The sequence below is a fragment of the Kitasatospora sp. NPDC038210 genome (assembly GCF_055600605.1).
The window spans coordinates 199,710-222,811 of sequence record NZ_JBVJYK010000008.1; the positions used below are offsets into that span (position 1 = coordinate 199,710).

The window sequence follows — 23,102 nt, forward strand, 5'->3', positions numbered from 1 at the left end:
ATGGCGTGCTCTCGCCCGTCTGTCCGGATTCGCACCGCAGGTCCGAGACCAATTGTCTCATTGGTCGGGACGACTGACGGACACCTCGCCCCGGAAGCCCGACGGGACGTCCGACCGGGGCGCGGGCAGGACCCGGCAGACCTCGACCGTGACGTCCACCGTGTCCAGCCCGATCACCCGGCCCTCCACCGCGGCGAATCCTTTCTCCCCCGAGCGGAAGAGCGCCGCCAGCGGGGAGTTCCGGCTCGCCGCCGTCAGCGCCTCCACCGCCATCGCGGAGCCGAAGGCGAACACCCCGCAGAGCACGACACAGGGCGCTTGCCGGGGCGTGCGGGTGACGAAGACGAAGCCGTGGTCGCGGATCAGCTCCCCGGCCGGGTTGAACAGCGCCTCGAAGGTCATCCCGCCCCAGCGGGCGCGGGCCGCCTCCGGGTACTCGATCGCGAAGTCCGGGAACACCGCGTCCAGCACGCCGCCGGAGTAGGCGTTGACGCTCGGGCCGCCGATCGAGAAGGTCGGCATCCGCGGGTCCTGCGCGCCCGCCACCACCAGCTCGATCGTCGCCTTCCGGTTGACCTTGCGCAGCAGGTCGGTGAGTTCCGCTATCGCCCTCGCCTCGGCCATCGGCATGAACAGCACGTTCTTCGGCCCGCGGCTGGTCAGCTGGCAGCCGTCCGAGGTGAGGGCGAACTCCGCGACCTCGATGCTCGGCGTGATGATCTGCACCCGGTTGTACGGCGCGAGCAGCGCCCTCAGGAACCCGTAGCGCAGGAACAGTCTCGTCCGGGCGAGGGAGCGGGCCGCGAGGAAGCCGATCACGGCCGGAACCGATGCGATCAGCACCTGGAGCAGGATGTCCATATCATCCCCCCGGAGGAAGACTCGACCACGAACCGTACGCCCTGGTTAAGTCCCCGCCCGTGGCCTGAAATACCCCCCTGACGGCGATTCCGGGTGTCAGAATCACCGCTCCGAGGGTCACTTCAGGCGCTTGATCCCCTTGCGCTCCCCCGCGCAGCGCTCGTACCCCAGCCACGCGTTGACCGCGAGCATCGGCGCGTTGGTCTCGTCGTTGGAGGTGTACGCGCGCCGGTAGCCCGCCGCGGCCGCCAGGCGCAGTGACTCCAGCTTGGCCAGCTTGCTCAGGCCGCGCCCGCGGAAGTCCCGGCGGCAGGCGGTGAACGCGGACCAGTAGCGGTCCACCCCGTCGGTCTGCGCCAGGGTGAACGCGGCGGGCTCGCCGTCCACCACGGCGACCACGGTCAGCGTCAGGTCCAGGTCCGGCCGGGCCCAGTCGCCCCGCAGCCACTCCTCGTACTCCAGGGCGTCCATCGGCACCTCGCCGGGCTCGTCCCGGACGGCGTCCGCCTCGACCAGGAACAGCGGGCGGGGGTCGTCCGCCCAGTCGGTGGCCGGGCGCAGCTCGACGCCGGCCGGCCGGACCGGTGCCTGCGGCAGCGGCAGCGTCAGGTCCCGTCCGCCGAACTGCGCGGGGCGCCCCGGCTCGTAGCCCCGGGCGGCGGCGAAGGCCAGCGAGGCGGGCTCGTCGTCCAGCCAGGTGTGCAGCTCCGTCACCCCGTGCTCGACCAGGTGCCGTTCGGCCGCGGCCAGCAGTGCGGTCGCGGCGCCGCGGCGCCGGAACTCCGGCAGCACGCTGCCGTTGGCGTACCCGACGCCGACGGTCGTCGTCCCGCGCACCAGCCCGCAGCGCACCGCACCGACCACCCGGCCGTCGCACTCGGCGACGAAGGTGCGGAAGTGCGCGTCGGGATTCGGCCGGTCGTTCAGCCACAGCAGGGCCTCGGCGCTCAGCACCAGGTGCTCGCGCCCGGCCCGGTGGGCGGCCGCCACGGCGGCGGCGTCGTCGGGGTGGAATTCACGGATCGTCAAAGAAGTCATGGATTCCCACGCTAGCCGCGCCGCCCGCGCACCGCCTCCGAATTACCGCCCGCGAAAGGGAGCCCCAGCTGCGGGAACGGCCGCGGCGCAAGGCCGGAGCCGGGCCGGAGCCGGGCCTTCCGAAGCGGCAAGCTCAAATAATGCTCTGAGAAGACCGGGTGAGGCTTGGCAGCCACCCCGCCCGGGGACATCCTCAGCAACACGGCCGCGGAAAGCCCGGCGACGACGCCCGCACCACCCGACGGCCCTCCCACCCCAGCCCTCCGAAGGGGGCGACCCCATGACTTCCGCTGCCCTGGACCGGCCCGTACCGGCCACCGGCCCCGCCGTCCCCACCCGCCTGGGTGTCGGCCTCGGCTGGCGCCCGGAGATCGACACCGTGGTCGAGCGCCAACCCGGCCTGGACTGGGTCGAGGTCGTCGCCGAGAACGTCTGCGCCGGCCACCTGCCCGACTCTCTGACGGCGCTGCGCGAGCGCGGCGTCACCGTCGTCCCGCACGGCGTCGGCCTCGGTCTCGGCGGCGCCGAGCTGCCCGACACCGGCCGTCTCGCCCGGCTCGCCGACACCGCGCTGGCGCTCGGATCCCCGCTGGTGACCGAGCACCTGGCCTTCGTCCGGGCCGGCGGTCTGGAGGCCGGTCACCTGTTGCCCGTCCCCCGCACCCGGGACTCGCTGCGGGTGATCGCCGAGAACGTCCGGATCGCCCAGGACCAGCTCCCGGTGCCACTCGCCCTGGAGAACATCGCCGCCCAACTCGCTTGGCCGGACGACGAGTTCACCGAAGGGCAGTTCCTCGCCGAGCTGGTCGGCCGCACCGGCGTCCGGCTGCTGATCGACGTCGCCAACCTGCACACCAACCGGGTCAACCTCGGCGTCGACCCGGCCGCCGAACTCGACCGCCTCCCGCTGGAAGCGCTCGCCTACGTCCACGTCGCCGGCGGCACCCTGGTCGACGGAACCTGGCACGACACGCACGCCCACCCCGTCACCGAGCCGGTGCTGGAGGTGCTGGCCGAGCTCTGCGCGCGGGTGGCACCGCCCGGCGTCCTGCTGGAGCGGGACGCGAACTTCCCGCCGCCCAGTGAGCTGGCCGGTGAACTGGACGCCATCCGCCGGGTGCTGGAGGGGAGCACCCGGTGACGAGCGACCCGACCACGGCGACCGGCCCGACCGCAGCCCCGGAGGCCACCGGCACCGCCGGTGCCCGGGAGCGGCTGGCCCGGCGCCAGGAGGAGCTGCTGGCCGCCCTGGTGGCCGGCGGGCCCGTCCCGCCCGGCTTCGACCCGGTCCAGGTCCGCGTCCAGTCCACCGGCCTCGCCGCCAAGCGGCGCGACACCACCGCGAAGGTGGCCCCGGACCTGCCCCGCCTGCTCGGCGACCGGTACGGGCCGCTCTTCCTCGACTACGCCCGCACCCACCCGCAGACCGGCGGCTACCGCGCCGACGCCCGGGCCTTCGCCCAGTGGGTGCTCACCGACGGCGGACCGACCGCCGCCCACCACCGCCGGGCCCTGGAGCAGTGGCTCCACCCGGCACCCGTACGGCCGCCCGGCCCGCTCGCCCGCCTTCGCCGGGCCCTGCGCGGCTAGCGACCCATCGTCATCCCGGGGGAACCGCCCATGTGGCACAACAGCTACTTCGTCGTCCCGGCCGTCCTGCTGGCGGCCGCCGCCCTGTACGCCTCCCGGACCCGGCAGCACATCGGCCGCGTCCGGTACGCCAAGGGCCTGCCCGGCCGCGGTCTGCCGCTGCTGGACACCGCGTTCCTGTCCGGCGGGCCGGGCCGGGTGTTCGACACCGCGCTGGTCCGGATGCACCTGGCCGAGCAGGTCGTGATCAGCCGCTCCGGCCTGGTCACGCTCACCGGCGGCAAGCCGTACGACGCCGTCGACCAGGCGGTCCACGAGGCCGTCGGCCCCACCGGCAGCCGGGAGATCGGCCCGCTGCGCCGGATGGTGATGCGCTCGGACGCCGTCCAGGAGATCGGTGGCCGGCTCGCCGACCGCGGCCTGCTGCGCCGCCCCGAGCGACTGCGGCGGGCCCGCACCGCCCGCCGGCTGCTCTGGCTCGCGATGCTCGTCGTCGTGGCCTTCGCCGTCGCCGCCGCGCTGCTCGACGACGGCGCCCCCGGCCACGACCGCCCCGACCTCTGGATCCCGGGCCTCCTGCTGTTCGTGGGCGCCGTCACGCTGCTGGCCACCTGGCCGGTCAGGGGCCGGATCACCCCGGCCGGGGCACGCCAGCTGACCCTGATGGGCGGCTCGCCGTGGACGCCCGGCTCGGGGGTGCCGCCCATGCTGGCGGGCGGCGCGCTGCTGGGCGCGCTCGCCCTGGGCGGGCTGGCCGCCGCCGGGCTGGAGGACCAGGAGCTGGAGGCCGCGATGCTCGGCGCGACGGCCGAGGAGGAGGAAATGATGCGACAGGCTTCCACCAGCTCGTCCTGGTTCACGAACTCCTCGTCCTCGTCGTCCTCGTCGTCCTCGTCGTCCTCGTCCTCCTCGTGCTCGTCCGGCAGCCCCGCCGCCTGGTGCGGCTCCTCCGACTCCGGTTCCTCCGGCGGGGGCAGCGGCTGCGGCTCGTCCAGCTGCGGCTCCTCCTCCGGCAGTTGCGGCTCGTCGTCCTCCAGCTGCGGCTCCTCCTCCAGCTGCGGTTCCTCGTCCTCCAGCTGCGGATCGAGCTGCGGCGGGGGCGGCTGCGGCTCCTGACCGGCCCCGGTTCGTCCCACGACCGACGTCACAGTTCGGTATCGCGGACCGGGAAGGCGTTCCCCGCGCCATCGGGCCAGGCATACAACAAGCCCATGTGGTTGCTCTTCCTCATACCGGCCTGTGTCGCGGCGGTCCTCTCCTGCCTCCGGCTGGTCCGGATGACCGCCACCGCCGACGCCCTGGCCGAACAGGACGGGCTGCGCCCACCGGAAGCCGTCGGCATCGGGCTCTACGAGACCGCCTACCTGGCCGGCGGCCCGGACCGGGTGGTCGAACTGGCCCTCGTCCTGATGGCCGGCCGGGGCCGGCTGCACCTGGCGCACACCGGCTGGACCACCGTGGTCGACCCCAAGGGCCGCAGCCGCCTGGAGCGGGCGATCATCGCCACCGTCGGCCCGGAAGGCCAGTGCCGCACGGACGAGCTGCGCCGGGCGATGGCCGAGCACCCCACCGTGCTGGAGATCGGCGCCCGGCTCGCACTGGCCGGCCTGGCCACCCCGGCCCTGGTGCAGCGCAGCACCGTCGTGGTCGTCCGGCAGGTCCGGCACGCGCTGCTGCTCTCGCTGGTCCTGCTGGCTGCCTCGCTGGCGGTCAGCGGCTTCACCGGCGGTGACACCCTCACCCCGCTCGCCTGGTTCTCCCTGCCGCTGGTGCTCACCTCGGGCACCCTGCTGATGGCCCGGGTGGACGTCTACCCCTACACCCGCTGGGCCTCCCCGATCGGCCAGGAGGTGCTGCGGGAGGTCCGCCCAGCCCGCCAGCGCGGCCTCGCCGACGACGAGGAGCGCGAACTGCTCACCGCCGTCGCCATGAACGGCCCGGCCGTCCTCCCCGACGCCCGCCTCCGCGCCGCCCTGCGCCCGCACCGCACCTGACCCGGATCCGGCTGCGCCCACCCCTGATCAGGGCAGACTGCGCCGCGTACGGAGCCGACGCCCCCGGGAACGCCGGAGGCCGGCTCCCCTCGTGCGGGGAGCCGGCCTCCGGACGGAGTGCGGGTGGCTCAGGCCAGGCCGCCCAGCAGCTCGCTGACCGGCTTGCGGCGGCCGGTGAAGAACGGCACCTCCTCGCGGACGTGCAGCCGGGCCCGGGAGGGGCGCAGGTCGCGCATCAGGTCCACGATCCGGTGCAGCTCGTCCGCCTCGAAGGCGAGCAGCCACTCGTAGTCGCCGAGCGCGAACGAGGCCACCGTGTTGGCCCGCACGTCCGGGTAGCCGCGCGCCATCTTGCCGTGCTCGGCGAGCATCGCGCGCCGCTCCTCGTCCGGCAGCAGGTACCACTCGTAGGAGCGCACGAACGGGTACACGCAGACGTAGTCGCGCGCGCGCTCGTCGGCGAGGAAGGCCGGGATGTGCGACTTGTTGAACTCGGCCGGACGGTGCAGCGCCATGTTCGACCAGACCGGCTCCAGCCGGCGGCCCAGGCCGGTGCGGCGGAAGCGGTTGTACGCCTCCTGCAGGTCGTCCGAGTCGGCGGCGTGCCACCAGACCATGATGTCGGCGTCCGCGCGCAGACCGGAGACGTCGTACGTGCCGCGCACGGTCACGTCCTTCGCGGCCAGCTGCTCGAACAGCTCGTCCACCTCGGCGGCCAGGGCGGCACGGTCCTCGGGCAGGGCGTCCTTGAGCTTGAACACCGACCACATGGTGTAGCGGATGACCTGGTTCAGGTCGCGCGCCTTCTTCTTCTCGGGTCGCTGCTCCGGCTCCCGCTCAACGCTCTCAGTCATGCGCCCATTGTCCTCTCCGTGGAACGTTCCCCGGTCTCCGGGGTCAACAGTCTGTCGACGGCGGCCACCGCGGCGGCCGCCGAGCCGATGCACGCCGGAATGCCCACGCCGTCGTACGCGGCGCCGCACAGCGCCAGCCCGCCCACCCGCTCGGCCGCCGCCCGGACCCTGGCCACCTTCTCCGGGTGGCCCACCGGGTACTGCGGCAGACCGGCCTCGAAGCGCGAGACGAAGGTGTCGTACGGCCGGGCGGTCAGCCCGATCGCCTCCCCCAGGTCCGCCAGCGAGCGGGCCACCAGCTCCTCGTCCGGCAGGCCCAGCGCCTCGTCCTCGCGGTGCCGGCCCAGCGAGGTGCGCAGCAGGAACGCGTCCGGCGCGGAACGCTCCAGCCAGCCCCACTTGTTGGACGAGAAGGTGGACGCCTTGATCCGCCGGCCGTCCACCGGCGGCACCAGGAAACCGCTGCCGCCCGGCAGCTCGGCCAGGTCGGAGCGGCGGAACGCCAGGGTCACCAGTGCCATGCCCGCGTACTCGACGGTGTCCAGTTCGGCGGCCGCCGCCGGGGCGTCCGTGCGCAGCAGCCGGGCCGCGGCCGGGGCCGGGACGGCCAGCACCACGGCGTCCGCGTGCAGCACCTCGCCGCCGGTCCGCACCCGCCAGCCGTCGGGGGTGCGGCGGAGCTCGTCCACCGGGGCGTCCGTGCGCAGGTCCACGCCCGCCTCGGCGCACGCCGCGGCGACCGCCTCCGGCAGGGTGCCGAGGCCGCCGCGCAGACCGTTGAAGACCGGGGTGCCGACCACCTGCGGCCGGGAGGCCAGCTCGTGCACCCCCTCGACCAGCGAACCGCCGCCCCGGGCGATCCCCAGCAGCTGCGGCACCGCTGCGCGCAGCGAGATCTCGTCCGCACGCCCGGCGTAGACCCCGCCCAGCAGCGGCTCGACCAGCCGGTCCACCACCTCCCGGCCCAGCCGGTCGGCGACGTAGCGGCCGATCGCGACGTCCTCCCCCACGTCGGTGGGCTGCTCGTGCCGGGCCCGCTCCAGCCCCTCGGCGGTGAGCACGCCGGAGGCCGCCAGTGCCTCCAGGTCGCCCGGCACCCCCATCACCTGCCCGCCCGGCAGCGGCCGCAGCGCCCCGCGGGTCCAGATCGCCGCCTTCGCGGTGGTCGGCGGCTCCAGCTGCTCCGCCAGCCCGACCGCCCGCGCCAGCTCCACCGCCTCCGGCCGCCGGGCCAGCACCGACTCGGCCCCGAGGTCCACCCGGACTCCGCCGACCTCACCGCCCCACAGCTTCCCGCCGACCCGCCCGGACGCCTCCAGCAGCGTCACCCGCGCCCGCGCGGGCCCCCCGGCCGCCCCACTCAGGAAAGCGGCCGCAGCCAGCCCCGCGATCCCACCACCGACGACGACGACCTGTGCATCCGACATGCTCCGCAGTCTCGCAGGTCTTTACACGGACTCCTCAATCCGCTGCACGCCCCGCACCCGGTACCAGCCCGTCCAGATCGATCGTGATCGGGAACGGCACCGGACGTTCGAGCGTGCCCCGGAAGATCCCGGCCGGGGCGTAGGCGCTCGTCGCCTCATCCAGCTCGTAGACGTGCACGACCGGCAGATCGTCCTCGTCCTCGACGATCCAGTAGTGCGGGATGCCCGCCTCGGCGTACTTGCGGACCTTGACCGTGCGGTCGCGGTGCGCGGACTCCGGGGAGACGACCTCGACGACAAGCACCACCTCGTCCGGAGCGAACTGGGTGCGGTCGGGCTCGAATTCGGCCTTGACGACGAGCACGTCCGGCTCAGGGCGGTTCCGCTTGTCGAGCTTGATCGACATCTCACGCCCGACCCTGTGTCCCTCCGGCACCTGGCGACGAAGTACGTACACCAGGTCCGTCACAACGTCACCGTGCCACCAGCGCTGCGGAGACATCATGAAGACCAGTGCTCCATCGATCAGTTCGGTGTGCCGCGGCGCCTGCGGCAGGTGGTCGAGGTCATCGGCGAACCAGCCCTCGTCTCTGGGCGCGTACATCCAGTCCGGCAGCTCACTCATGCCCCCAAGATAGCCACTTCGGCTCTCCGGCATCCGCCCATGCGCGCGGTGTGCCAGTGGATTCCCATGACGTATCTGTGGGGCGAGGCGGTGCGGTGGGTGGACGACGAGCCGCAGCCGGGTGTGGTGGAGGTCTGCTTCGCGGACGCGGACGGGCGGCGGTGGTCCGTGATCGCCAAGACCGCGATGTTCGGGACGGAGCAGGTGCTCGGGCCGGACGTCTGGCTCGACGTGGACTCGCCGTACCCGGTGCCGGTCGAGATCGACTGCACGGTGCTGGAGACGGGCCCGGACGGGGTGGCCACGGTGTCCATCCACCGGCCGCACGGCCTCGAAACCGTGTGCGGGCAGCAGGAGTTCAGGGTCCGCCGGGACGGGCTCGTCGAGGACTGACCGCACCTCCGTAGGCTCGACCGCATGGAACCGATCGTGGTGAGTGCGTGCCTGGCCGGGATCCCCTGCCGGTACGACGGGCGGGCGAAGACCTCGGCGGACGCCGTGCGGCTGGTCGAGGAGGGGCGGGCCGTGGTGGTGTGCCCGGAGGGGGCGGGCGGGTTGCCGACGCCGCGGCCGCCGGCGGAGATCGTGGGCGGGGACGGCGCGGACGTCCTGGACGGGCGGGCGCGGGTGGTGGACGCGACCGGGGCGGACTGCACCGGGGAGTTCCTGGCCGGCGCCCGGGCGGCGCTCGCCGCCGCCGAGTCGGCGGGGGCGCGGCGGGCGGTGCTGATGGCGCGCAGCCCGTCCTGCGGCTGCGGGAAGGTGTACGACGGGACGTTCTCCGGGGAGCTGCGCCCCGGCGACGGGGTGACGGCCGCGCTGCTGCGGCGCGCGGGGATCGAGGTCGCCGCCGGGTAGCGGGCCCCGGGACGGGGCCCGCCACCGCGGGTGGGTCAGCGCGGGTGGGTCAGCGCGCGCTGGCCTCGTGGACGAAGGCGACGAGGCGGCTGAGCGCGTCCGGGTCCATGGACGGCAGCACGCCGTGGCCGAGGTTGAAGATGTGGCCGCTGGTGCCGAGCGCCTGGGCGGCGTGCAGCACCTCGCGGGCCTTGGTCTCGACGACCTTGGTGGGCGCGAAGAGCACCGCCGGGTCGAGGTTGCCCTGCAGGCCCTTGCCGGGGCCGACCCGCTCGGCGGCGACGTTCAGCGGCACCCGCCAGTCGACGCCGACGATGTCCGCACCGGCCTGGCCCATCAACCCGAGCAGCTCGCCGGTGCCGACGCCGAAGTGGATCTTCGGCACGCCGTACTCGGCGACGGCGTCGAAGACCTTGGTGCTGGCCGGCAGCACCGAGCGGCGGTAGTCGTCCGGCGCGAGCGAGCCGACCCAGGAGTCGAACAGCTGGATCGCCGAGGCGCCCGCCTCGATCTGCACCTTCAGGAAGGCCGAGGTGATGTCGGCGAGCCGGTCCACCAGGGCGGCCCACAGCTCGGGCTGCCCGTACATCATGGCCTTGGTGTTCTCGTGGTTCTTGGACGGCCCGCCCTCGACCAGGTAGCTGGCCAGCGTGTACGGCGCGCCGGCGAAGCCGATCAGCGGGGTCTCGCCGAGCTCGTCCACCAGCAGGCCGATGGCCTCGGTGATGTAGGGGACGTCGTCCGGCTCCAGGGGGCGCAGCCGCTGCAGGTCCTCGAAGGTGCGGATCGGGTCGGCGATGACCGGGCCGACGCCGGCCTTGATGTCGACGTCGATGCCGACCGCCTTGAGCGGCACCACGATGTCGCTGAAGAAGATCGCCGCGTCCACCTTGTGCCGGCGCACCGGCTGCAGGGTGATCTCCTTGACCAGCTCGGGCCGCATGCAGGACTCCAGCATGGGGATGCCCTCGCGGACCTTCAGGTACTCGGGCAGCGAGCGGCCGGCCTGGCGCATGAACCAGACGGGCGTGTGCGGCACCGGCTCGTGCCGGCAGGCGCGCAGGAACGCGGAGTCGTACGCGGCGCCGCGGCGCGCGGGGGTGGTCAGGCCGTCGTTGCTGGCCGCCGTCGTGTCTGCCGTAGTCTCGCTCACGCGTCAAATCTTCGCACGCGTCCCGGGGGCCTCTTCCCGGCCGGTCTCGTCGGTTCCTCCAAGATCTGCCGGGGTTTGCCGTTCCGGCACGCCGCTGGGAGAGAAGTTGCGGCGATAACCCGTGCTTTCGACCTAGTCTTCGGGTCATGGCAGCGGTCGGAGGGCACCCCGCGCAGGGTGGCGGAGCAGGTGGCGGAACGGGTCGCGAGGGGGCGCCGAGCGAGTTCCGGGCTGCCGTGGCGGCCCTGGACGGGGCCCGGCTGCGGCCCGAGGTGCAGCTCTCCCCCGCGCCGGCGCCGCGTCGGCTCGCCCCGCACTCCTTCGCGGTGACCGCCGCGGTCGAGGTGGACGGCGAGGAGCTGGCGGACGGCCGGCTGGTGCTGCTGTACGACCCGGCCGGGCAGGAGTCCTGGAACGGGGAGTTCCGGGTGGTCACGATGACCCGGGCCGAGCTGGAGCCGGAGATGGCCGGCGACCCGATGCTGTGCGAGGTCGGCTGGGCCTGGCTGCTGGACGCGCTGCAGGCGCACGGCGCCGGGTACGCGGAGCCGTCCGGCACGGTGACCAGGTGCGCGTCCCAGTACTTCGGCGGTCTGGCGGACCGCCCGTCGTCGACCGAGATCGAGATCCGGGCCTCCTGGACGCCGGCCGACGGCCGTTTCGAACGGCACCTGGCGGCCTGGGCGGACCTGCTCTGCATCAGCGCCGGCCTGCCGCCGGCCGCGCCGACGCCGCAGGGGCCGCCCGAGGTGCCGTCACTCGGTGGAGTGGTCCCGATGCCCGCCCGGCGACGCCCCAGGTCGCACTGACGAGTGGTGTCGGGGCCCGGCGGCACCGGACGGCCGGACGCCACCCCCAGGGCTGACGGAGTGTGAACTCGGACCCGCTCTGCGTCAACAACGCGGTCGATACCGACTTGTTTGCATCGAATCTGATCGATTTTGTGCGAATGCGAGGCATGTCGCATCAATCATTTGCGCGATTTGTCCGTATTGTTACTCACTAGATCGTGATCTTTCGCTAAAGCCGGGCACGGTAGCTGCCGAAGCAGACTGTGACCCTTTCCGAACGCGGAACACTCCGACCGCCCCCATCGGGGTTCCGTCCGCCACTCCCCGCAGGAGGCCTGGTGTCGGTCCTTCTTGAGCACCCCGCAAACGTGGTCGCCTACCGCCCGACCAAGCCCACCGCCATGGTGGTCATCGCCGATCCCCGCGTCCGAAACACCGTCACCCGTCACCTGTGGGCGCTCGGCGTCCGCGACGTGATCGAGGTGTCCTCGATCGCCGAGGCCCGCCCCCGGGTCTCCACCCCGCGCGACATCTGCGTCGCCGACGTCCACCTTCCGGACGGCTCCGGACTGACCATCCTCGCCGAGACCCGCGCCGCGGGCTGGCCCAACGGCCTGGCACTGTCCGCCGCCGACGACATCGGCGCGGTCCGCAGCGCACTGGCCGGCGGCGTCAAGGGCTACGTGGTCACCGGCACCCGGACGAACGTCGCGATGCCGGGCCGACCGGGCCTGCCGCTCGGCGCCGCCGGGCTGGCCGGCCGGATGCGCCGCCCGGGGATGCCGGGCATGCCGGGCGCCGCCGGCGCACCGGGCGCCCCCGGAGCACCCGGTGCGCCGGGCCCGCAGCAGGCCGCCTACCGCGAGCTGTCCGGCCGCGAGGTCGAGGTGCTGCGGCTGGTCGCCGAGGGTCAGTCGAACAAGGCGATCGGCGTGGCGATGGGCCTGTCGGCGCTCACCGTGAAGAGCCACCTCGCCCGGATCGCCCGCAAGCTGGGCACCGGTGACCGCGCCGGAATGGTCGCCGTCGCCCTGCGCACCGGGATCATTCACTGAGCCGAGCGCTCCGGACCGCCGCGGCGGCCGAGGAGGAACGTTTCCTCCTCGGCCGCCGCGCCGGCGTCCACGGCCCGGCCGGAGCCGGAGCCGGAGCCGGAGCCGGAGCCGGAGCCGGAGCCGGGAGGAGAACGGGCGGGCGACCCCGCGAGTGACGGTCTGACCAGTCCGACAACACTCCCGGCCCCGAGGACCGTCGTACCCTTGGTGGGTGACCGACGCCGTAGCAGCCATCCCAGAAGAAGCAGCCCCGGTCCCGCTCCTGGAGCCGAAGGAGGGGATCCCGCCCGTCGTGGCGGACGAGCAGGCGCTGGCCGCCACGGTCGCGGCCTTCGCCGCGGGCACCGGGCCGGTCGCCGTCGACGCCGAGCGCGCCTCCGGCTACCGCTACGGGCAGCGCGCCTACCTCATCCAGCTGCGCCGCGCGGGCTCCGGCTCCGCCCTGATCGACCCGATCGCCTGCCCCGACCTCAGCGCGCTCGACGCCGTCCTCGCGGACGCCGAATGGGTGGTGCACGCGGCCACCCAGGACCTGCCCTGTCTGGCCGAGGTCGGCATGAGACCCCGGCGGCTGTTCGACACCGAGCTGGCCGGGCGGATCGCCGGCTTCGCCCGGGTCGGCCTCGGGCCGATGACCGAGAACGTGCTGGGCCTGAGCCTGGCCAAGGAGCACTCGGCGGTCGACTGGTCGACCCGCCCGCTGCCCGAGCCGTGGCTGCGCTACGCAGCTCTGGACGTCGAGGTGCTGGTCGAGCTGCGCGACGCACTCGAACAGGAGCTGGACGCCCAGGGCAAGCTCGACTGGGCCCTGGAGGAGTTCGCCGCGATCGCCGCCGCGCCCCGCCCGGCGCCGCGCACCGACCCGTGGCGGCGCACCTCGCAGCTGCACAAGGTCCGTCGGCGCCGCCAGCTGGCCGTGGTGCGCGAGCTGTGGCTGGCCCGCGACCGGATGGCGCAGGAGCGCGACGTCTCCCCCGGCCGGGTCCTCTCGGACGCCGCGATCGTCAACGCCGCGCTGGCCATGCCGCTGAACGTCCCCGCGCTGCAGGCCGTCCAGGGCTTCGGGCCGCGGGTGCACCGACGCCAGCTGGAGCAGTGGCTGGCGGCCGTGCAGCGCGGCCGGGAGATCCCGGAGGGCCAGCTGCCGCCGGCCGCCGCGCCGCACGACGGCCCCCCGCCGCCGCGGGCCTGGGCCGAGAAGGACCCGGTGGCCGCCGCCCGGCTCTCCGGCGCGCGCAGCGCGGTCAGCGAGCTCGCCGAGCGGCACCACCTGCCGGCCGAGAACCTGATCACCCCGGACCTGGTCCGACGCGTCTCCTGGGAGCCCCCGGCCGACCGCGGCCCGGAGGGCGTGGCCGCCGCGCTGCGCCGACTGGGCGCCCGGCAGTGGCAGGTGGACCTGGTCGCGCCCGCGGTGGCCGCCGCGTTCGCCGCCGCGGCCGCGGTCCAGGGCTGACCCCGGCAGGACCTCGAAAGGGGATGTCGTCCGTACGGACGGCATCCCCTTCGTCGTACCCGGGAACAGCTCTCCTGGTCGGACGTGTCGCGGGACACACGGGCAGATCCGTCCGAGAGGCCTGGGCAGGGTGGTTACCGACCGGTAGCATGACCGTGATGCGGCGCCGCTCGGGTCTTCGCCGGCGGCAGCCTGCCCACCTCAAATGTTGGTCCCTGGGAGGAGAGCCCCCGTGCCTCGTACCGCGAGGGACGTCGTCTTCGTCGATGGCGTCCGCACCCCGTTCGGCAAGGCCGGCCCGAAGGGCATCTACCACGAGACCCGCGCCGACGACCTCGTCGTCAAGTGCATCCGGGAGCTCGTGCGCCGTAACCCGAACCTGCCCGTCGAGCGCATCGACGAGGTCGCCGTGGCGGCCACCACGCAGATCGGCGACCAGGGTCTGACCATCGGGCGCACCGCCGCCCTGCTGGCAGGCCTGCCGAAGTCGGTCCCCGGCTACGCGATCGACCGCATGTGCGCCGGTGCGCTGACCGCCGTGACCGCCACCGCCGGCGGCATCGCCTTCGGCGCGTACGACGTGGTCGTGGCCGGCGGCGTCGAGCACATGGGCCGCCACCCGATGGGCGAGGGCGTCGACCCGAACCCGCGCTTCGTCTCCGAGAAGCTGGTCGACGAGTCCGCCCTGTTCATGGGCATGACCGCGGAGAACCTGCACGACCGCTTCCCGCACATCACCAAGGAGCGCTGCGACGCCTACGCCGTGCGCTCCCAGGAGAAGGCCGCCAAGGCGTACGCCAACGGCGACATCCAGCCCGACCTGGTGCCGATCTCGATCCGCAACACCAACCCCGAGGTCGGCGAGACCGGCTGGGGCCTGGCCACCGTGGACGAGCCGCTGCGCCCGGGCACCACGATGGAGTCGCTGGCCAACCTCAAGACCCCCTTCCGCCCGCACGGCAACATCACCGCGGGCAACTCGGCCGGCCTGAACGACGGTGCCACCGCCTCGCTGCTGGCCGCCGAGGACGTCGCCGAGGAGCTCGGCCTCCCGGTCAAGATGCGCCTGGTCTCCTACGCCTTCGCGGGCGTCGAGCCCGAGGTCATGGGCATCGGCCCGGTGCCGGCCACCGAGAAGGCGCTGGCCAAGGCCGGTCTGACCATCGACGACATCCAGGCGTTCGAGGTCAACGAGGCCTTCGCCGTCCAGGTGCTGGCCTTCCTGGACCACTACGGCATCGCGGACGACGACGAGCGGGTCAACCCGTTCGGCGGCGCGATCGCCTTCGGCCACCCGCTGGCTTCCTCGGGCGTGCGCCTGATGAACCAGCTGGCCCGCCGCTTCGAGCAGCGCCCGGACGTCCGCTACGGCCTCACCACGATGTGCATCGGCTTCGGCATGGGCGGCACCATCATCTGGGAGAACCCGCACTTCGAGGGTGGTAAGTGACCATGAGCACCACGACTGAGCTGCTCCAGCACGGCGCCGAGCTGTTCCCGGGCGAGGTCGTCACGACCGCCCACGTGCGCCACCTGGACCTGCCGCTGCAGACCGGCAAGCTTGCCCTGATCACCCTGGACAACGGCTTCGACCACACCAAGCCGACCACCTTCGGCCCGGGCTCGCTGCTCAAGCTGTCCGTCGCGCTGGACCAGGTCGAGGCCGAGGCCGCCGAGGGCAAGATCGTCGGCGCCGCGATCACCGGCAAGCCGTTCATCTTCGCGGTCGGCGCCGACCTCAAGGGCGTCGAGCTGCTCAAGGAGCGCGCGGACGCGCTGGCCATCGGCAAGGGCGGCCACGAGGTCTTCAAGCGGATCGCCGCGCTGCCCGTCCCCACCTTCGCCTTCTACAACGGCGCGGCGATGGGCGGCGGCGTCGAGGTCGGCCTGCACGCCGACTACCGCACGGTGTCGGCCGGCGTCCCGGCCTTCTCGCTGCCCGAGGTCTTCCTGGGCCTCGTCCCCGGCTGGGGCGGCTGCACCATCCTGCCGAACCTGATCGGTGCGGGTAAGGCCGTCAAGGTCATCGTCGAGAACTCGATGAACCAGAACAAGCAGCTCAAGGGCAAGGACGTGTTCGAGCTGGGGATCGCCGACGCGATCTTCGAGCCGGCCGACTTCCTGGAGCAGTCGCTGCTGTGGGCCGCCAAGGTCCTCAAGGGCGACGTCGTCGTCGAGCGCGAGGCGATCGACCGCGGCAAGGCTTGGGACGACGCCGTCCTCTGGGGCCGCATGGTCGCCGACGGCAAGGTGCACGGCGCCGCGCCGGCCGCCTACAAGGCGCTGGACATCATCGCCGCCGTCAAGGACGCCGACCTCGCCGACAAGGGCAGCCTGCAGGGCGGCTTCGACGCCGAGGACGAGGCCCTGGCCGACCTCATCATGAGCGGCGAGCTGCGCAGCGGCATCTACGCCTTCAACCTGGTGCAGCGCCGTGCCAAGCGCCCGGTCGGCGCCCCGGACAAGTCGCTGGCCCGCCCGGTCTCCAAGGTCGGCGTCGTCGGCGCCGGCCTGATGGCCTCGCAGCTGGCGCTGCTGTTCGCCCGTCGTCTGGAGGTGCCGGTGGTCCTCACCGACATCGACCAGGAGCGCGTCGACAAGGGCGTCGGCTACGTCCACGCCGAGATCGACAAGCTGCTCGCCAAGGGCCGCATCGGCAAGGACAAGTCCAACCGCCTCAAGGGCCTGGTCACCGGCTCGCTCGACAAGGCCGTCGCCTTCGGCGACGCGGACTTCGTCATCGAGGCCGTGTTCGAGGAGATGGGCGTCAAGCAGACCGTCTTCGCGGACCTGGAGAACGTGGTCTCGCCGACCTGTGTGCTGGCGACCAACACCTCCTCCCTGTCGGTCACCGAGATGGCCTCGAAGCTGAAGCACCCCGAGCGGGTCGTCGGCTTCCACTTCTTCAACCCCGTCGCGATCCTGCCGCTGCTGGAGATCGTCCGCGGCGACCAGACCGACGACGCGTCGCTGGCCACCGCCTTCGCCGTGTCGAAGAAGCTGAAGAAGACCTCGGTGCTGTGCAAGGACGCCCCGGCGTTCGTGGTGAACCGGATCCTGACCCGCTTCATGGGCGAGATCCAGAACATCATCGACGAGGGCACCCCGATCGCCGACGTCGAGAAGGCCGTCGAGCCGCTCGGCCTGCCGATGTCCCCGATCGTGCTGCTGGAGCTGGTCGGTCCGGCCATCGCCCTGCACGTCTCGGAGACCCTGCACGGCGCCTTCCCGGAGCGGTTCACCGTCTCCGAGAACCTCGGCAAGGTCGTCAAGGCCGGCAAGCGCGGCTTCTACACCTGGACGGACGGCCAGCAGGTCCTCGACCCCGAGGTGCTGGAGCTGCTGACCTTCGGCGACTCGGTCCTCACCGAGGAGCAGGTCCGCGCCCGCGCCCTGGAGGCCGTCGCGCAGGAGATCGGCCTGATGCTGGAGGAGGGTGTCGTCGCCGAGGCGCAGGACATCGACCTCTGCATGATCACCGGCGCCGGCTGGCCCTTCCACCTGGGCGGGATCACCCCGTACCTGGACCGTGAGGGCATCTCGGAGCGCGTGAACGGCAAGCCGTTCCTGGCCCCCGGCGTGGCCTCGGTGCCCGCGTAGGCGTAGCCGCCTGACGGAGGAGCCCCGGTGACCTGGTGGTCACCGGGGCTCCTCCGCGTGTGCGGGCCCTTCGGGCGTGGGGCGGCGTGTACGGGTCCTTCGGGCGTGGCGCGGCGTGTACGGGTCCTTCGGCACGGAGGGGCGTGTACGGACGTCTCAGTGCTTGAGGCGGTAGACCACGGTGTCGGCGAAGACGCCGACCATCTCGTAGTGGGTGTCCAGCAGGTTCTCGATCCGGGGGACCATGACCGGCTGGTACGGGGCGATGCCGGAGTCGTCCACCACGACCTCGGGCAGGCCGTTGGCCAGTTCCTTGTCGAAGGTCTGCCAGGCGTTGGAGACGCTGAACTGCTCGCCGACGTTGGCGCTGCCGTCCTTGCCGCCGCTGTAGTTGGTGAGGAAGCCCGCCGTCAGGTAGCGGGAGGCCGGCTTGCGGTCGGCCAGCCAGTACAACTCGGGGTGCATGCCCCAGACCAGCACGGTGTCCTTGGGGGTGGTCTGGGCGGCGACGGCGGTGGCGACCTCGGTGGTGCGGTCGAGCCGCTCCCCCGGCCAGGCGAGCGCCAGGCCCCAGAACACCGTGGCGGCGGCCGTGGTGTACGCCAGGACGGGCTTCCAGCGGATCGCCGACGTGGCGACCGCCCCGGTGCCCAGCAGCACCAGCGGCGGGATCAGCTGCAGGTAGTAGTGGCCGAAGAAGTGGAAACCGACGCTGACCGCGACGACCGAGGAGAGCAGCCAGACCCACAGGTCGGCGGTCGAGCCGTGCTCCTCGCCGGCCACCGGCAGCGGGCGGTGGCGGTACCTGAGCCAGAGCCGGCGCCCGACCGGCAGCAGGAAGCCCAGGCCGGCCCCGGCCAGGATGGCGGAGTTGCCGAGCGCACGGCCGAGCATCTGCAGCCAGGCGCCGCCGAAGGAGGCGTAGTCGCCGCTGCCGGTGACCACCCAGAACAGGAAGCCCTTGGGCTTGGTGAGGATCACCGCGACCAGCGCTATCGGCAGGGTGAAGCCGAAGCCGATCTTGAACAGCGCGGGCGGCCAGCGCACCCCGCGGCGGCGGGCGTCCTGGAAGAGCATCCAGAGCACCGGCAGCAGCACCGCGCCGCCGGTCTGCTTGGTCAGCGAGCAGAGCGCCACCGCGATGCCCGCGGCCAGCCAGCGGCGCCGCTCGGCGTACCGGAAGGCGGCCACCATGGCGGGCAGCATGAAGACCTCGAAGGTCGCCGCCTGGGTGTCCTCCGGGGAGAGCCCGATGGAGACCAGCAGGTAGAGCAGTCCCGCGCCGGCCCCGGCCCGGTTGCCCCAGCGGCCGCGGGCGATCGAGGCCAGCAGGATCGCGGTCACCAGGTGGGCGACCACGGCCAGGGTGCGCAGCGGCCAGAGCGAGGCGGAGCCGAAGACCGCGAAGCAGGCCTGGTAGAGCCAGGGCAGCAGCGGGGGCTTGCGGTCCACCACGGTGTCGTACAGCACCCCGCCGTCCGCCAGCATCCGGGCCTGGGTGGCCAGGAAGCCCTCGTCCGGGCTCCAGACGGGCCGGGCGAAGGACGGGATGTGGGTGAGCAGCGCAACCAGTGCGAGGACCGGCACCAGCCTGGCCCAGTACCCGTTCCGGAGATGGGTACGGACACGCTCGGGCAGGCGCTCGGCCAGTCCGGCGGGGCGGAGGCGGGTGGGGGTCGGCACGGTTGACAACCTACCGGGCGGGATCGGCGCCGGTGGCGCCGGTCCCGCCATTCAGTAGGATTGTCAGCTTGTTCCGTGACGAACTGTTACAGAGTTACGACGAACGGTCGTCGGCGGAACGGGTGACGCCCCCGTCGGCCCGCATCGCTCAGGCGTCGACCGTCGCCGTGTCCAGGCGGGCGACCAGGGCCGTCACCTTCCGGGCGATGTCCGGGGCGTTCAGGCCGATCTCGGCCAGGATCTCGGCCCGGCTCGCGTGGTCCAGGAACTCCTGCGGGATGCCGAAGTCGCGGACCGGCAGGTCCACGTCCGCGTCCCGCAGCGCCTGCGCCACGGCGGCGCCGACGCCGCCCGTCCGGCCGTTGTCCTCGATCGTGACGACGACCCGGTGCTCGGCGGCCAGGCCGGGCAGGGCCCGGTCCACCGGCTTGACCCAGCGCGGGTCCACCACCGTGGCGGTGATGCCCTGGGCGGCCAGCAGGTCGGCGACCTCCAGGCTGGTCGGGGCCATCGCGCCGACCGAGACGATCAGCACGTCGGCGCGGTGGGCGCCGGAGGACTCCTCGGCGGCGCGCAGCACGTCCATGCCGCCGACCTTGCCGACCGCGGCGACGGCCGGGCCGACCGTGCCCTTGGAGTAGCGGACCACGGTCGGGGCGTCCTTGACCTCGACGGCCTCGCGCAGCAGCGCCCGCACCTGGTCGGCGTCGCGCGGGGCGGCCAGCCGCAGGGTCGGGATGATCTGCAGCATCGACATGTCCCACATGCCGTTGTGCGAGGCGCCGTCGTCACCGGTGACACCGGCCCGGTCCAGCACGAAGGTGACGCCCAGCTTGTGCAGGGCGACGTCCATCAGGACCTGGTCGAAGGCCCGGTTGAGGAAGGTCGCGTAGACCGCGAAGACCGGGTGCAGCCCGTTGGTGGCCAGGCCGGCCGCGCTGGTGACGGCGTGCTGCTCGGCGATGCCGACGTCGAAGATGCGGTCCGGGAAGGCCTCGGCGAACGGGGCCAGGCCGACCGGGTGCAGCATGGCCGCGGTGATCCCGACGATGTCCTCGCGCTCGTGGCCGAGCGCGACCATCTCCTCGGCGAAGACCGAGGTCCAGCTCTGCCCGCCGCCGCTCTGGATCGGCAGGCCGGTCTCCGGGTGGATCTTGCCGACCGCGTGGAAGCGGTCCTCGTCGTTGTTCTCGGCGGCGTGGTAGCCGCGGCCCTTCTCGGTGAGGCAGTGCACGATCACCGGGCCGCCGAAGCCGCGCGCCTTGGTCAGCGCGGACTCCAGGGCGGTCAGGTCGTGGCCGTCGATCGGGCCGATGTACTTGAGACCGAGGTCCTCGAACATGCCCTGCGGGGCGATGAAGTCCTTGAGGCCCTTCTTGGCGCCGTGCAGCGTCTCGAACAGCTGCTGGCCGACCACCGGGGTGCGCTGCAGCGCGTCCTTGCCCCAGGACAGGAAGCGCTCGTAGCCCTGGGTGGTGCGCAGGGTGGCGAGGTGGTTGGCCAGACCGCCGATGGTCGGCGAGTAGGAGCGCTCGTTGTCGTTGACGACGATGACGACCGGACGGTCCTTGGCGTCGGCGATGTTGTTGAGCGCCTCCCAGGCCATGCCGCCGGTGAGCGCGCCGTCGCCGATCACGGCGACCACCGGGTCGTTCTTGCCCAGCAGCTGGTTGGCCTTGGCCAGGCCGTCGGCGTACGAGAGCACGGTGGAGGCGTGCGAGTTCTCGATCACGTCGTGCTCGGACTCGGTGCGGGACGGGTAGCCGGACAGGCCGCCCTTCATCCGCAGCCGCGAGAAGTCCTGGCGGCCGGTGAGCAGCTTGTGGACGTAGCTCTGGTGACCGGTGTCGAAGAGGATGCGGTCGCGCGGCGAGTCGAAGACCCGGTGCAGCGCCATGGTGAGTTCCACCACGCCGAGGTTGGGGCCGAGGTGGCCGCCCGTCTTGGAGACCTCGGTCACCAGGAAGGTCCGGATCTCCTGGGCCAGTGCGGCCAGCTGTCCGGGCGTGAGCCGGTCGAGATCGCGCGGTCCCCGAATGCGGGTCAGCAGGGCCACCCGTTCCTCCTCGTTCAGTGTTCGCGGACCGCTGGCGGTCCGACGGGCGTCGCTGCCCGGTCCGGCGGCAGGCCGACGGTCGCGGCCGGTACCGACCGGTCGAGTCTAATGTCCGCTTGCCGGACACCGAGCGGCGCGCCCGGTGCCACCGTTCGGCTACCGCCATTCCGGGAGGTCGGCCGGGGGATGCGGGTCACCGCAGATTGACGGACGGGCGTTCGGACGCCTTTACGACGGACGCCGCCGCCGGGCTCGGCTCCGGCGGTGCTAGACGCGGCCCAGCGCGCCGGACTCGCCCATCTCGCTCATCACCAGCGCCAGCGCGCCGAGCACCTCGGCGCGGCCGCCGAGGGTGCCGGGGACCACCGATAGCTGCCGGGCGGCGCTGGGGATCGCGTAGCGGGCCACCGAGTCGCGGATCGGGGCGAGCACCAGCTCACCGGCCTCGGCGAGGTCGCCGCCGAGGATCACCCGGCGCGGGTTGAGCAGGTTGCACAGGGTCGCGACACCGGTGCCGATCTGCCGGCCGGCGTCGGCGATCACCCGGCGGCAGCCGAGGTCGCCCTGGTGGGCCAGCTCGACCACCCGGGGCAGCGTGAGGTCCGGGCCGAGGGTGGAGCTGAGCAGGGAGAGCAGGTAGCGGGAGCCGACGAAGGTCTCCAGGCAGCCGCGGTTGCCGCAGCGGCACACCGGCCCGGCCTCGTCCAGCGTGATGTGCCCTATCTCACCCGCCGTGCCGCCCGGGCCGCGGTAGATCTGGCCGTTGACGACCAGGCCGGCACCGACACCGCTGGCGATCTTGATGTAGGCGAGGTCGCTCAGGCCGCGGCCGGCACCCCAGACCAGCTCGCCGAGCGCACCGAGGTTGGCGTCGTTGTCCACGTGCACCGGCATGCCGAGCCGCTCGCCCAGCTCCCGCCCCGGGGCGATGCCCGTCCAGCCGGGCAGGATCGCGGTGGAGCCCAGCGCGCCGGTCTCCACGTCGATCGGGCCGGGCACGCCGAGGCCGACGCCGATCACCTTGTCCGAACGGAACCCGGCCTGCGCCAGCAGCCGCTCGACCATCGCCTCGGCGCGGTCGAAACCCTGCTGGGCGGAGACGTCCACGTCGATCGGGGCGCTCTCCTCGGCCAGCACCCGGTGGGCGAGGTTGCCGACCGCGACCCGCAGGTGGGTGTGGCCGAAGTCGATGCCGACCACGATGCCGGCGTCGCCGCTGAGCGACACGCTGCGGGCCCGGCGGCCGCCGGAGGAGGTGTCGGCGACCACGACGGTGCCGCTCTCCTTCAGCTCCCGCACGATGTTGGACACGGTGGCCGCGGAGAGACCGGTGCCGCGGGCGATCTCGGCCTGGGTCAGCGAGCCGGCCATCCGCACCGCGCGCAGCACCCGCTCCAGGTTCGCCCGGTGCAGGGACGACTGCGAGCCCGGTGTGTCCGTCGACATGATCCACCCTCCCAGGGCGGGGACCCCTCCGCCGGGTGTCCCCTTCAACTCCTGAAGGGTACGGCCCGGGGGCCGGGCGGGGATGTCGACGGGGAGGGTTCGCAGGCGGATCGGAGGTGGACCGGAGGTGGACCGGAGGTGGAGACGACCGGGCGGCGGGCGCCGGTCCGGGACCGGCGCAGCGGCGGGCGCGGCGAGGACGGCCGCCTGGGGCGGGTGAGCCGGACGGGTGATGCCGACGGGTGACAGCGGCGGGTGCGGTCGGCCCGGGAGCCGGGCGGGCGGGCCGCCGGGGTCACGCCGTGGTGTCGGGGGTGGGGGCCGGGTGATCGGGGGGTGAAGGTGTTGCACGGCCTGGACCTGCGGGGACGGGGTTCGACGGTCCTGGCAGCGGCCGAAATCCACACACCACTAGCATGGTGCCCAATTCTCACCCGTCCCACCGGAACCGCGGACGGTACCGGCAGGGGGCACTTCCAGACATGACGGGGAATCAGATGGCAGGGGATCACCCTACGCCGGGGGCAGGCGAAACTCCCGGCAACGGTCCGCAGGACAACCGGGGCGTCTCGTTCGGACGCCCGCCGGGCGGCGGTGTCGATCCGGCCGCCGTCG

At 73.1% G+C, this 23,102-nt stretch carries 18 protein-coding genes and 1 pseudogene; 10 read left to right on the forward strand and 9 right to left on the reverse strand.

Going from position 1 to position 23,102, the window contains the following annotated elements; translation table 11 throughout:
* Positions 1–57 precede the first annotated feature (57 nt).
* Positions 58–861, reverse strand: a complete 804-nt coding sequence (locus ACZ7KX_RS18940) for a hypothetical protein (protein WP_470327390.1) — start codon at positions 859–861, stop codon at positions 58–60.
* A 117-nt stretch (positions 862–978) separates the two neighbouring features.
* Entirely contained in the window at positions 979–1,899 is a 921-nt protein-coding gene (locus tag ACZ7KX_RS18945; RefSeq protein WP_470327391.1) for a GNAT family N-acetyltransferase, read from the reverse strand.
* A 280-nt stretch (positions 1,900–2,179) separates the two neighbouring features.
* Between ACZ7KX_RS18945 and ACZ7KX_RS18950 the strand changes: the two are divergent.
* The 3 genes and pseudogenes from ACZ7KX_RS18950 to ACZ7KX_RS18960 all read left to right on the forward strand — a co-directional run bounded on the left by ACZ7KX_RS18950 (position 2,180) and on the right by ACZ7KX_RS18960 (position 5,483).
* Positions 2,180–3,489: pseudogene (locus tag ACZ7KX_RS18950) on the forward strand (MbnB/TglH/ChrH family RiPP precursor modification enzyme).
* 30 nt (positions 3,490–3,519) lie between these two features.
* A complete protein-coding gene (locus ACZ7KX_RS18955) occupies positions 3,520–4,605 on the forward strand; it encodes a TIGR04222 domain-containing membrane protein (protein WP_470327392.1) in 1,086 nt (361 codons plus the stop codon).
* Between the two features lie 95 nt (positions 4,606–4,700).
* Entirely contained in the window at positions 4,701–5,483 is a 783-nt protein-coding gene (locus ACZ7KX_RS18960) for a TIGR04222 domain-containing membrane protein (protein WP_350521417.1), read from the forward strand.
* Between the two features lie 128 nt (positions 5,484–5,611).
* Here ACZ7KX_RS18960 and hemQ read toward each other — a convergent pair whose 3' ends face one another.
* Genes hemQ through ACZ7KX_RS18975 form a run of 3 tightly spaced genes read right to left on the reverse strand, consistent with a single transcriptional unit; the run spans position 5,612 to position 8,389 of the window.
* Positions 5,612–6,337 (reverse strand): hydrogen peroxide-dependent heme synthase, encoded by a 726-nt coding sequence (gene hemQ / locus ACZ7KX_RS18965; RefSeq protein WP_396546994.1) that lies wholly within the window; start codon positions 6,335–6,337, stop codon positions 5,612–5,614.
* Positions 6,334–7,764: a protoporphyrinogen oxidase gene (gene hemG / locus ACZ7KX_RS18970; protein WP_470327393.1), complete on the reverse strand. Its 1,431-nt coding sequence runs from the start codon at positions 7,762–7,764 to the stop codon at positions 6,334–6,336. The genes hemQ and hemG overlap by 4 nt, the downstream gene beginning before the upstream one ends.
* A 34-nt stretch (positions 7,765–7,798) precedes the next feature.
* Positions 7,799–8,389, reverse strand: coding sequence for a Uma2 family endonuclease (locus ACZ7KX_RS18975; protein WP_470327394.1), 591 nt, complete (start codon positions 8,387–8,389; stop codon positions 7,799–7,801).
* 66 nt (positions 8,390–8,455) lie between these two features.
* Here ACZ7KX_RS18975 and ACZ7KX_RS18980 point away from each other — a divergent pair, with 66 nt between their 5' ends.
* Together ACZ7KX_RS18980 and ACZ7KX_RS18985 are read left to right on the forward strand one after the other, a co-directional pair.
* Complete coding sequence (locus ACZ7KX_RS18980; RefSeq protein WP_470327395.1) at positions 8,456–8,782, forward strand: hypothetical protein; 327 nt, start codon at positions 8,456–8,458, stop codon at positions 8,780–8,782.
* 24 nt (positions 8,783–8,806) lie between these two features.
* Entirely contained in the window at positions 8,807–9,247 is a 441-nt protein-coding gene (locus ACZ7KX_RS18985; protein WP_470327396.1) for a 2-thiouracil desulfurase family protein, read from the forward strand.
* A 49-nt stretch (positions 9,248–9,296) separates the two neighbouring features.
* On the opposite strand, the gene hemE is transcribed toward ACZ7KX_RS18985, so the two are convergent.
* Complete coding sequence (gene hemE / locus ACZ7KX_RS18990; protein ID WP_470327481.1) at positions 9,297–10,355, reverse strand: uroporphyrinogen decarboxylase; 1,059 nt, start codon at positions 10,353–10,355, stop codon at positions 9,297–9,299.
* Positions 10,356–10,546: 191 nt separating this feature from the next.
* Between hemE and ACZ7KX_RS18995 the strand changes: the two genes are divergently transcribed.
* The 5 genes from ACZ7KX_RS18995 to ACZ7KX_RS19015 all read left to right on the forward strand — a co-directional run bounded on the left by ACZ7KX_RS18995 (position 10,547) and on the right by ACZ7KX_RS19015 (position 17,302).
* Positions 10,547–11,209 carry a DUF3000 domain-containing protein gene (locus ACZ7KX_RS18995; RefSeq protein ID WP_350521423.1) on the forward strand — a complete coding sequence of 221 codons (663 nt, stop codon included), beginning with the start codon at positions 10,547–10,549 and terminating at the stop codon, positions 11,207–11,209.
* Positions 11,210–11,529: 320 nt separating this feature from the next.
* Entirely contained in the window at positions 11,530–12,246 is a 717-nt protein-coding gene (locus tag ACZ7KX_RS19000) for a response regulator transcription factor (RefSeq protein ID WP_030288221.1), read from the forward strand.
* 211 nt (positions 12,247–12,457) lie between these two features.
* A complete protein-coding gene (locus ACZ7KX_RS19005) occupies positions 12,458–13,702 on the forward strand; it encodes an HRDC domain-containing protein (RefSeq protein ID WP_402803984.1) in 1,245 nt (414 codons plus the stop codon).
* Between the two features lie 232 nt (positions 13,703–13,934).
* Complete coding sequence (locus ACZ7KX_RS19010; protein ID WP_470327397.1) at positions 13,935–15,152, forward strand: thiolase family protein; 1,218 nt, start codon at positions 13,935–13,937, stop codon at positions 15,150–15,152.
* Positions 15,153–15,154: 2 nt separating this feature from the next.
* The gene (locus ACZ7KX_RS19015) at positions 15,155–17,302 is read left to right on the forward strand and encodes a 3-hydroxyacyl-CoA dehydrogenase NAD-binding domain-containing protein (protein WP_470327398.1); all 2,148 of its coding nucleotides are present in this window, start codon (positions 15,155–15,157) and stop codon (positions 17,300–17,302) included.
* Between the two features lie 156 nt (positions 17,303–17,458).
* Here the strand turns inward: ACZ7KX_RS19015 and ACZ7KX_RS19020 are convergent, their stop codons facing one another.
* The 3 genes from ACZ7KX_RS19020 to ACZ7KX_RS19030 all read right to left on the reverse strand — a co-directional run bounded on the left by ACZ7KX_RS19020 (position 17,459) and on the right by ACZ7KX_RS19030 (position 22,487).
* A complete protein-coding gene (locus ACZ7KX_RS19020) occupies positions 17,459–18,985 on the reverse strand; it encodes an ArnT family glycosyltransferase (protein WP_470327399.1) in 1,527 nt (508 codons plus the stop codon).
* A 148-nt stretch (positions 18,986–19,133) separates the two neighbouring features.
* Positions 19,134–21,041: a 1-deoxy-D-xylulose-5-phosphate synthase gene (gene dxs, locus ACZ7KX_RS19025; RefSeq protein ID WP_350521428.1), complete on the reverse strand. Its 1,908-nt coding sequence runs from the start codon at positions 21,039–21,041 to the stop codon at positions 19,134–19,136.
* A gap of 267 nt (positions 21,042–21,308) precedes the next feature.
* A complete protein-coding gene (locus ACZ7KX_RS19030) occupies positions 21,309–22,487 on the reverse strand; it encodes an ROK family transcriptional regulator (RefSeq protein ID WP_470327400.1) in 1,179 nt (392 codons plus the stop codon).
* Positions 22,488–23,102: the final 615 nt, after the last annotated feature.

Excerpts from the sequence above, each read along its gene's own strand:
- ACZ7KX_RS18975 (WP_470327394.1), bottom strand. The coding sequence starts at position 8,389 with ATGAGTGAGCTGCCGGACTGGATGTACGCGCCCAGAGACGAGGGCTGG.
- ACZ7KX_RS19030 (WP_470327400.1), bottom strand. The coding sequence starts at position 22,487 with ATGTCGACGGACACACCGGGCTCGCAGTCGTCCCTGCACCGGGCGAAC.
- ACZ7KX_RS18985 (WP_470327396.1), top strand. The coding sequence starts at position 8,807 with ATGGAACCGATCGTGGTGAGTGCGTGCCTGGCCGGGATCCCCTGCCGG.
- ACZ7KX_RS18945 (WP_470327391.1), bottom strand. The coding sequence starts at position 1,899 with ATGACTTCTTTGACGATCCGTGAATTCCACCCCGACGACGCCGCCGCC.
- hemQ (WP_396546994.1), bottom strand. The coding sequence starts at position 6,337 with ATGACTGAGAGCGTTGAGCGGGAGCCGGAGCAGCGACCCGAGAAGAAG.
- ACZ7KX_RS18940 (WP_470327390.1), bottom strand. The coding sequence starts at position 861 with ATGGACATCCTGCTCCAGGTGCTGATCGCATCGGTTCCGGCCGTGATC.
- ACZ7KX_RS18955 (WP_470327392.1), top strand. The coding sequence starts at position 3,520 with ATGTGGCACAACAGCTACTTCGTCGTCCCGGCCGTCCTGCTGGCGGCC.
- ACZ7KX_RS18995 (WP_350521423.1), top strand. The coding sequence starts at position 10,547 with ATGGCAGCGGTCGGAGGGCACCCCGCGCAGGGTGGCGGAGCAGGTGGC.
- ACZ7KX_RS19015 (WP_470327398.1), top strand. The coding sequence starts at position 15,155 with ATGAGCACCACGACTGAGCTGCTCCAGCACGGCGCCGAGCTGTTCCCG.
- ACZ7KX_RS18960 (WP_350521417.1), top strand. The coding sequence starts at position 4,701 with ATGTGGTTGCTCTTCCTCATACCGGCCTGTGTCGCGGCGGTCCTCTCC.
- hemG (WP_470327393.1), bottom strand. The coding sequence starts at position 7,764 with ATGTCGGATGCACAGGTCGTCGTCGTCGGTGGTGGGATCGCGGGGCTG.
- ACZ7KX_RS18980 (WP_470327395.1), top strand. The coding sequence starts at position 8,456 with ATGACGTATCTGTGGGGCGAGGCGGTGCGGTGGGTGGACGACGAGCCG.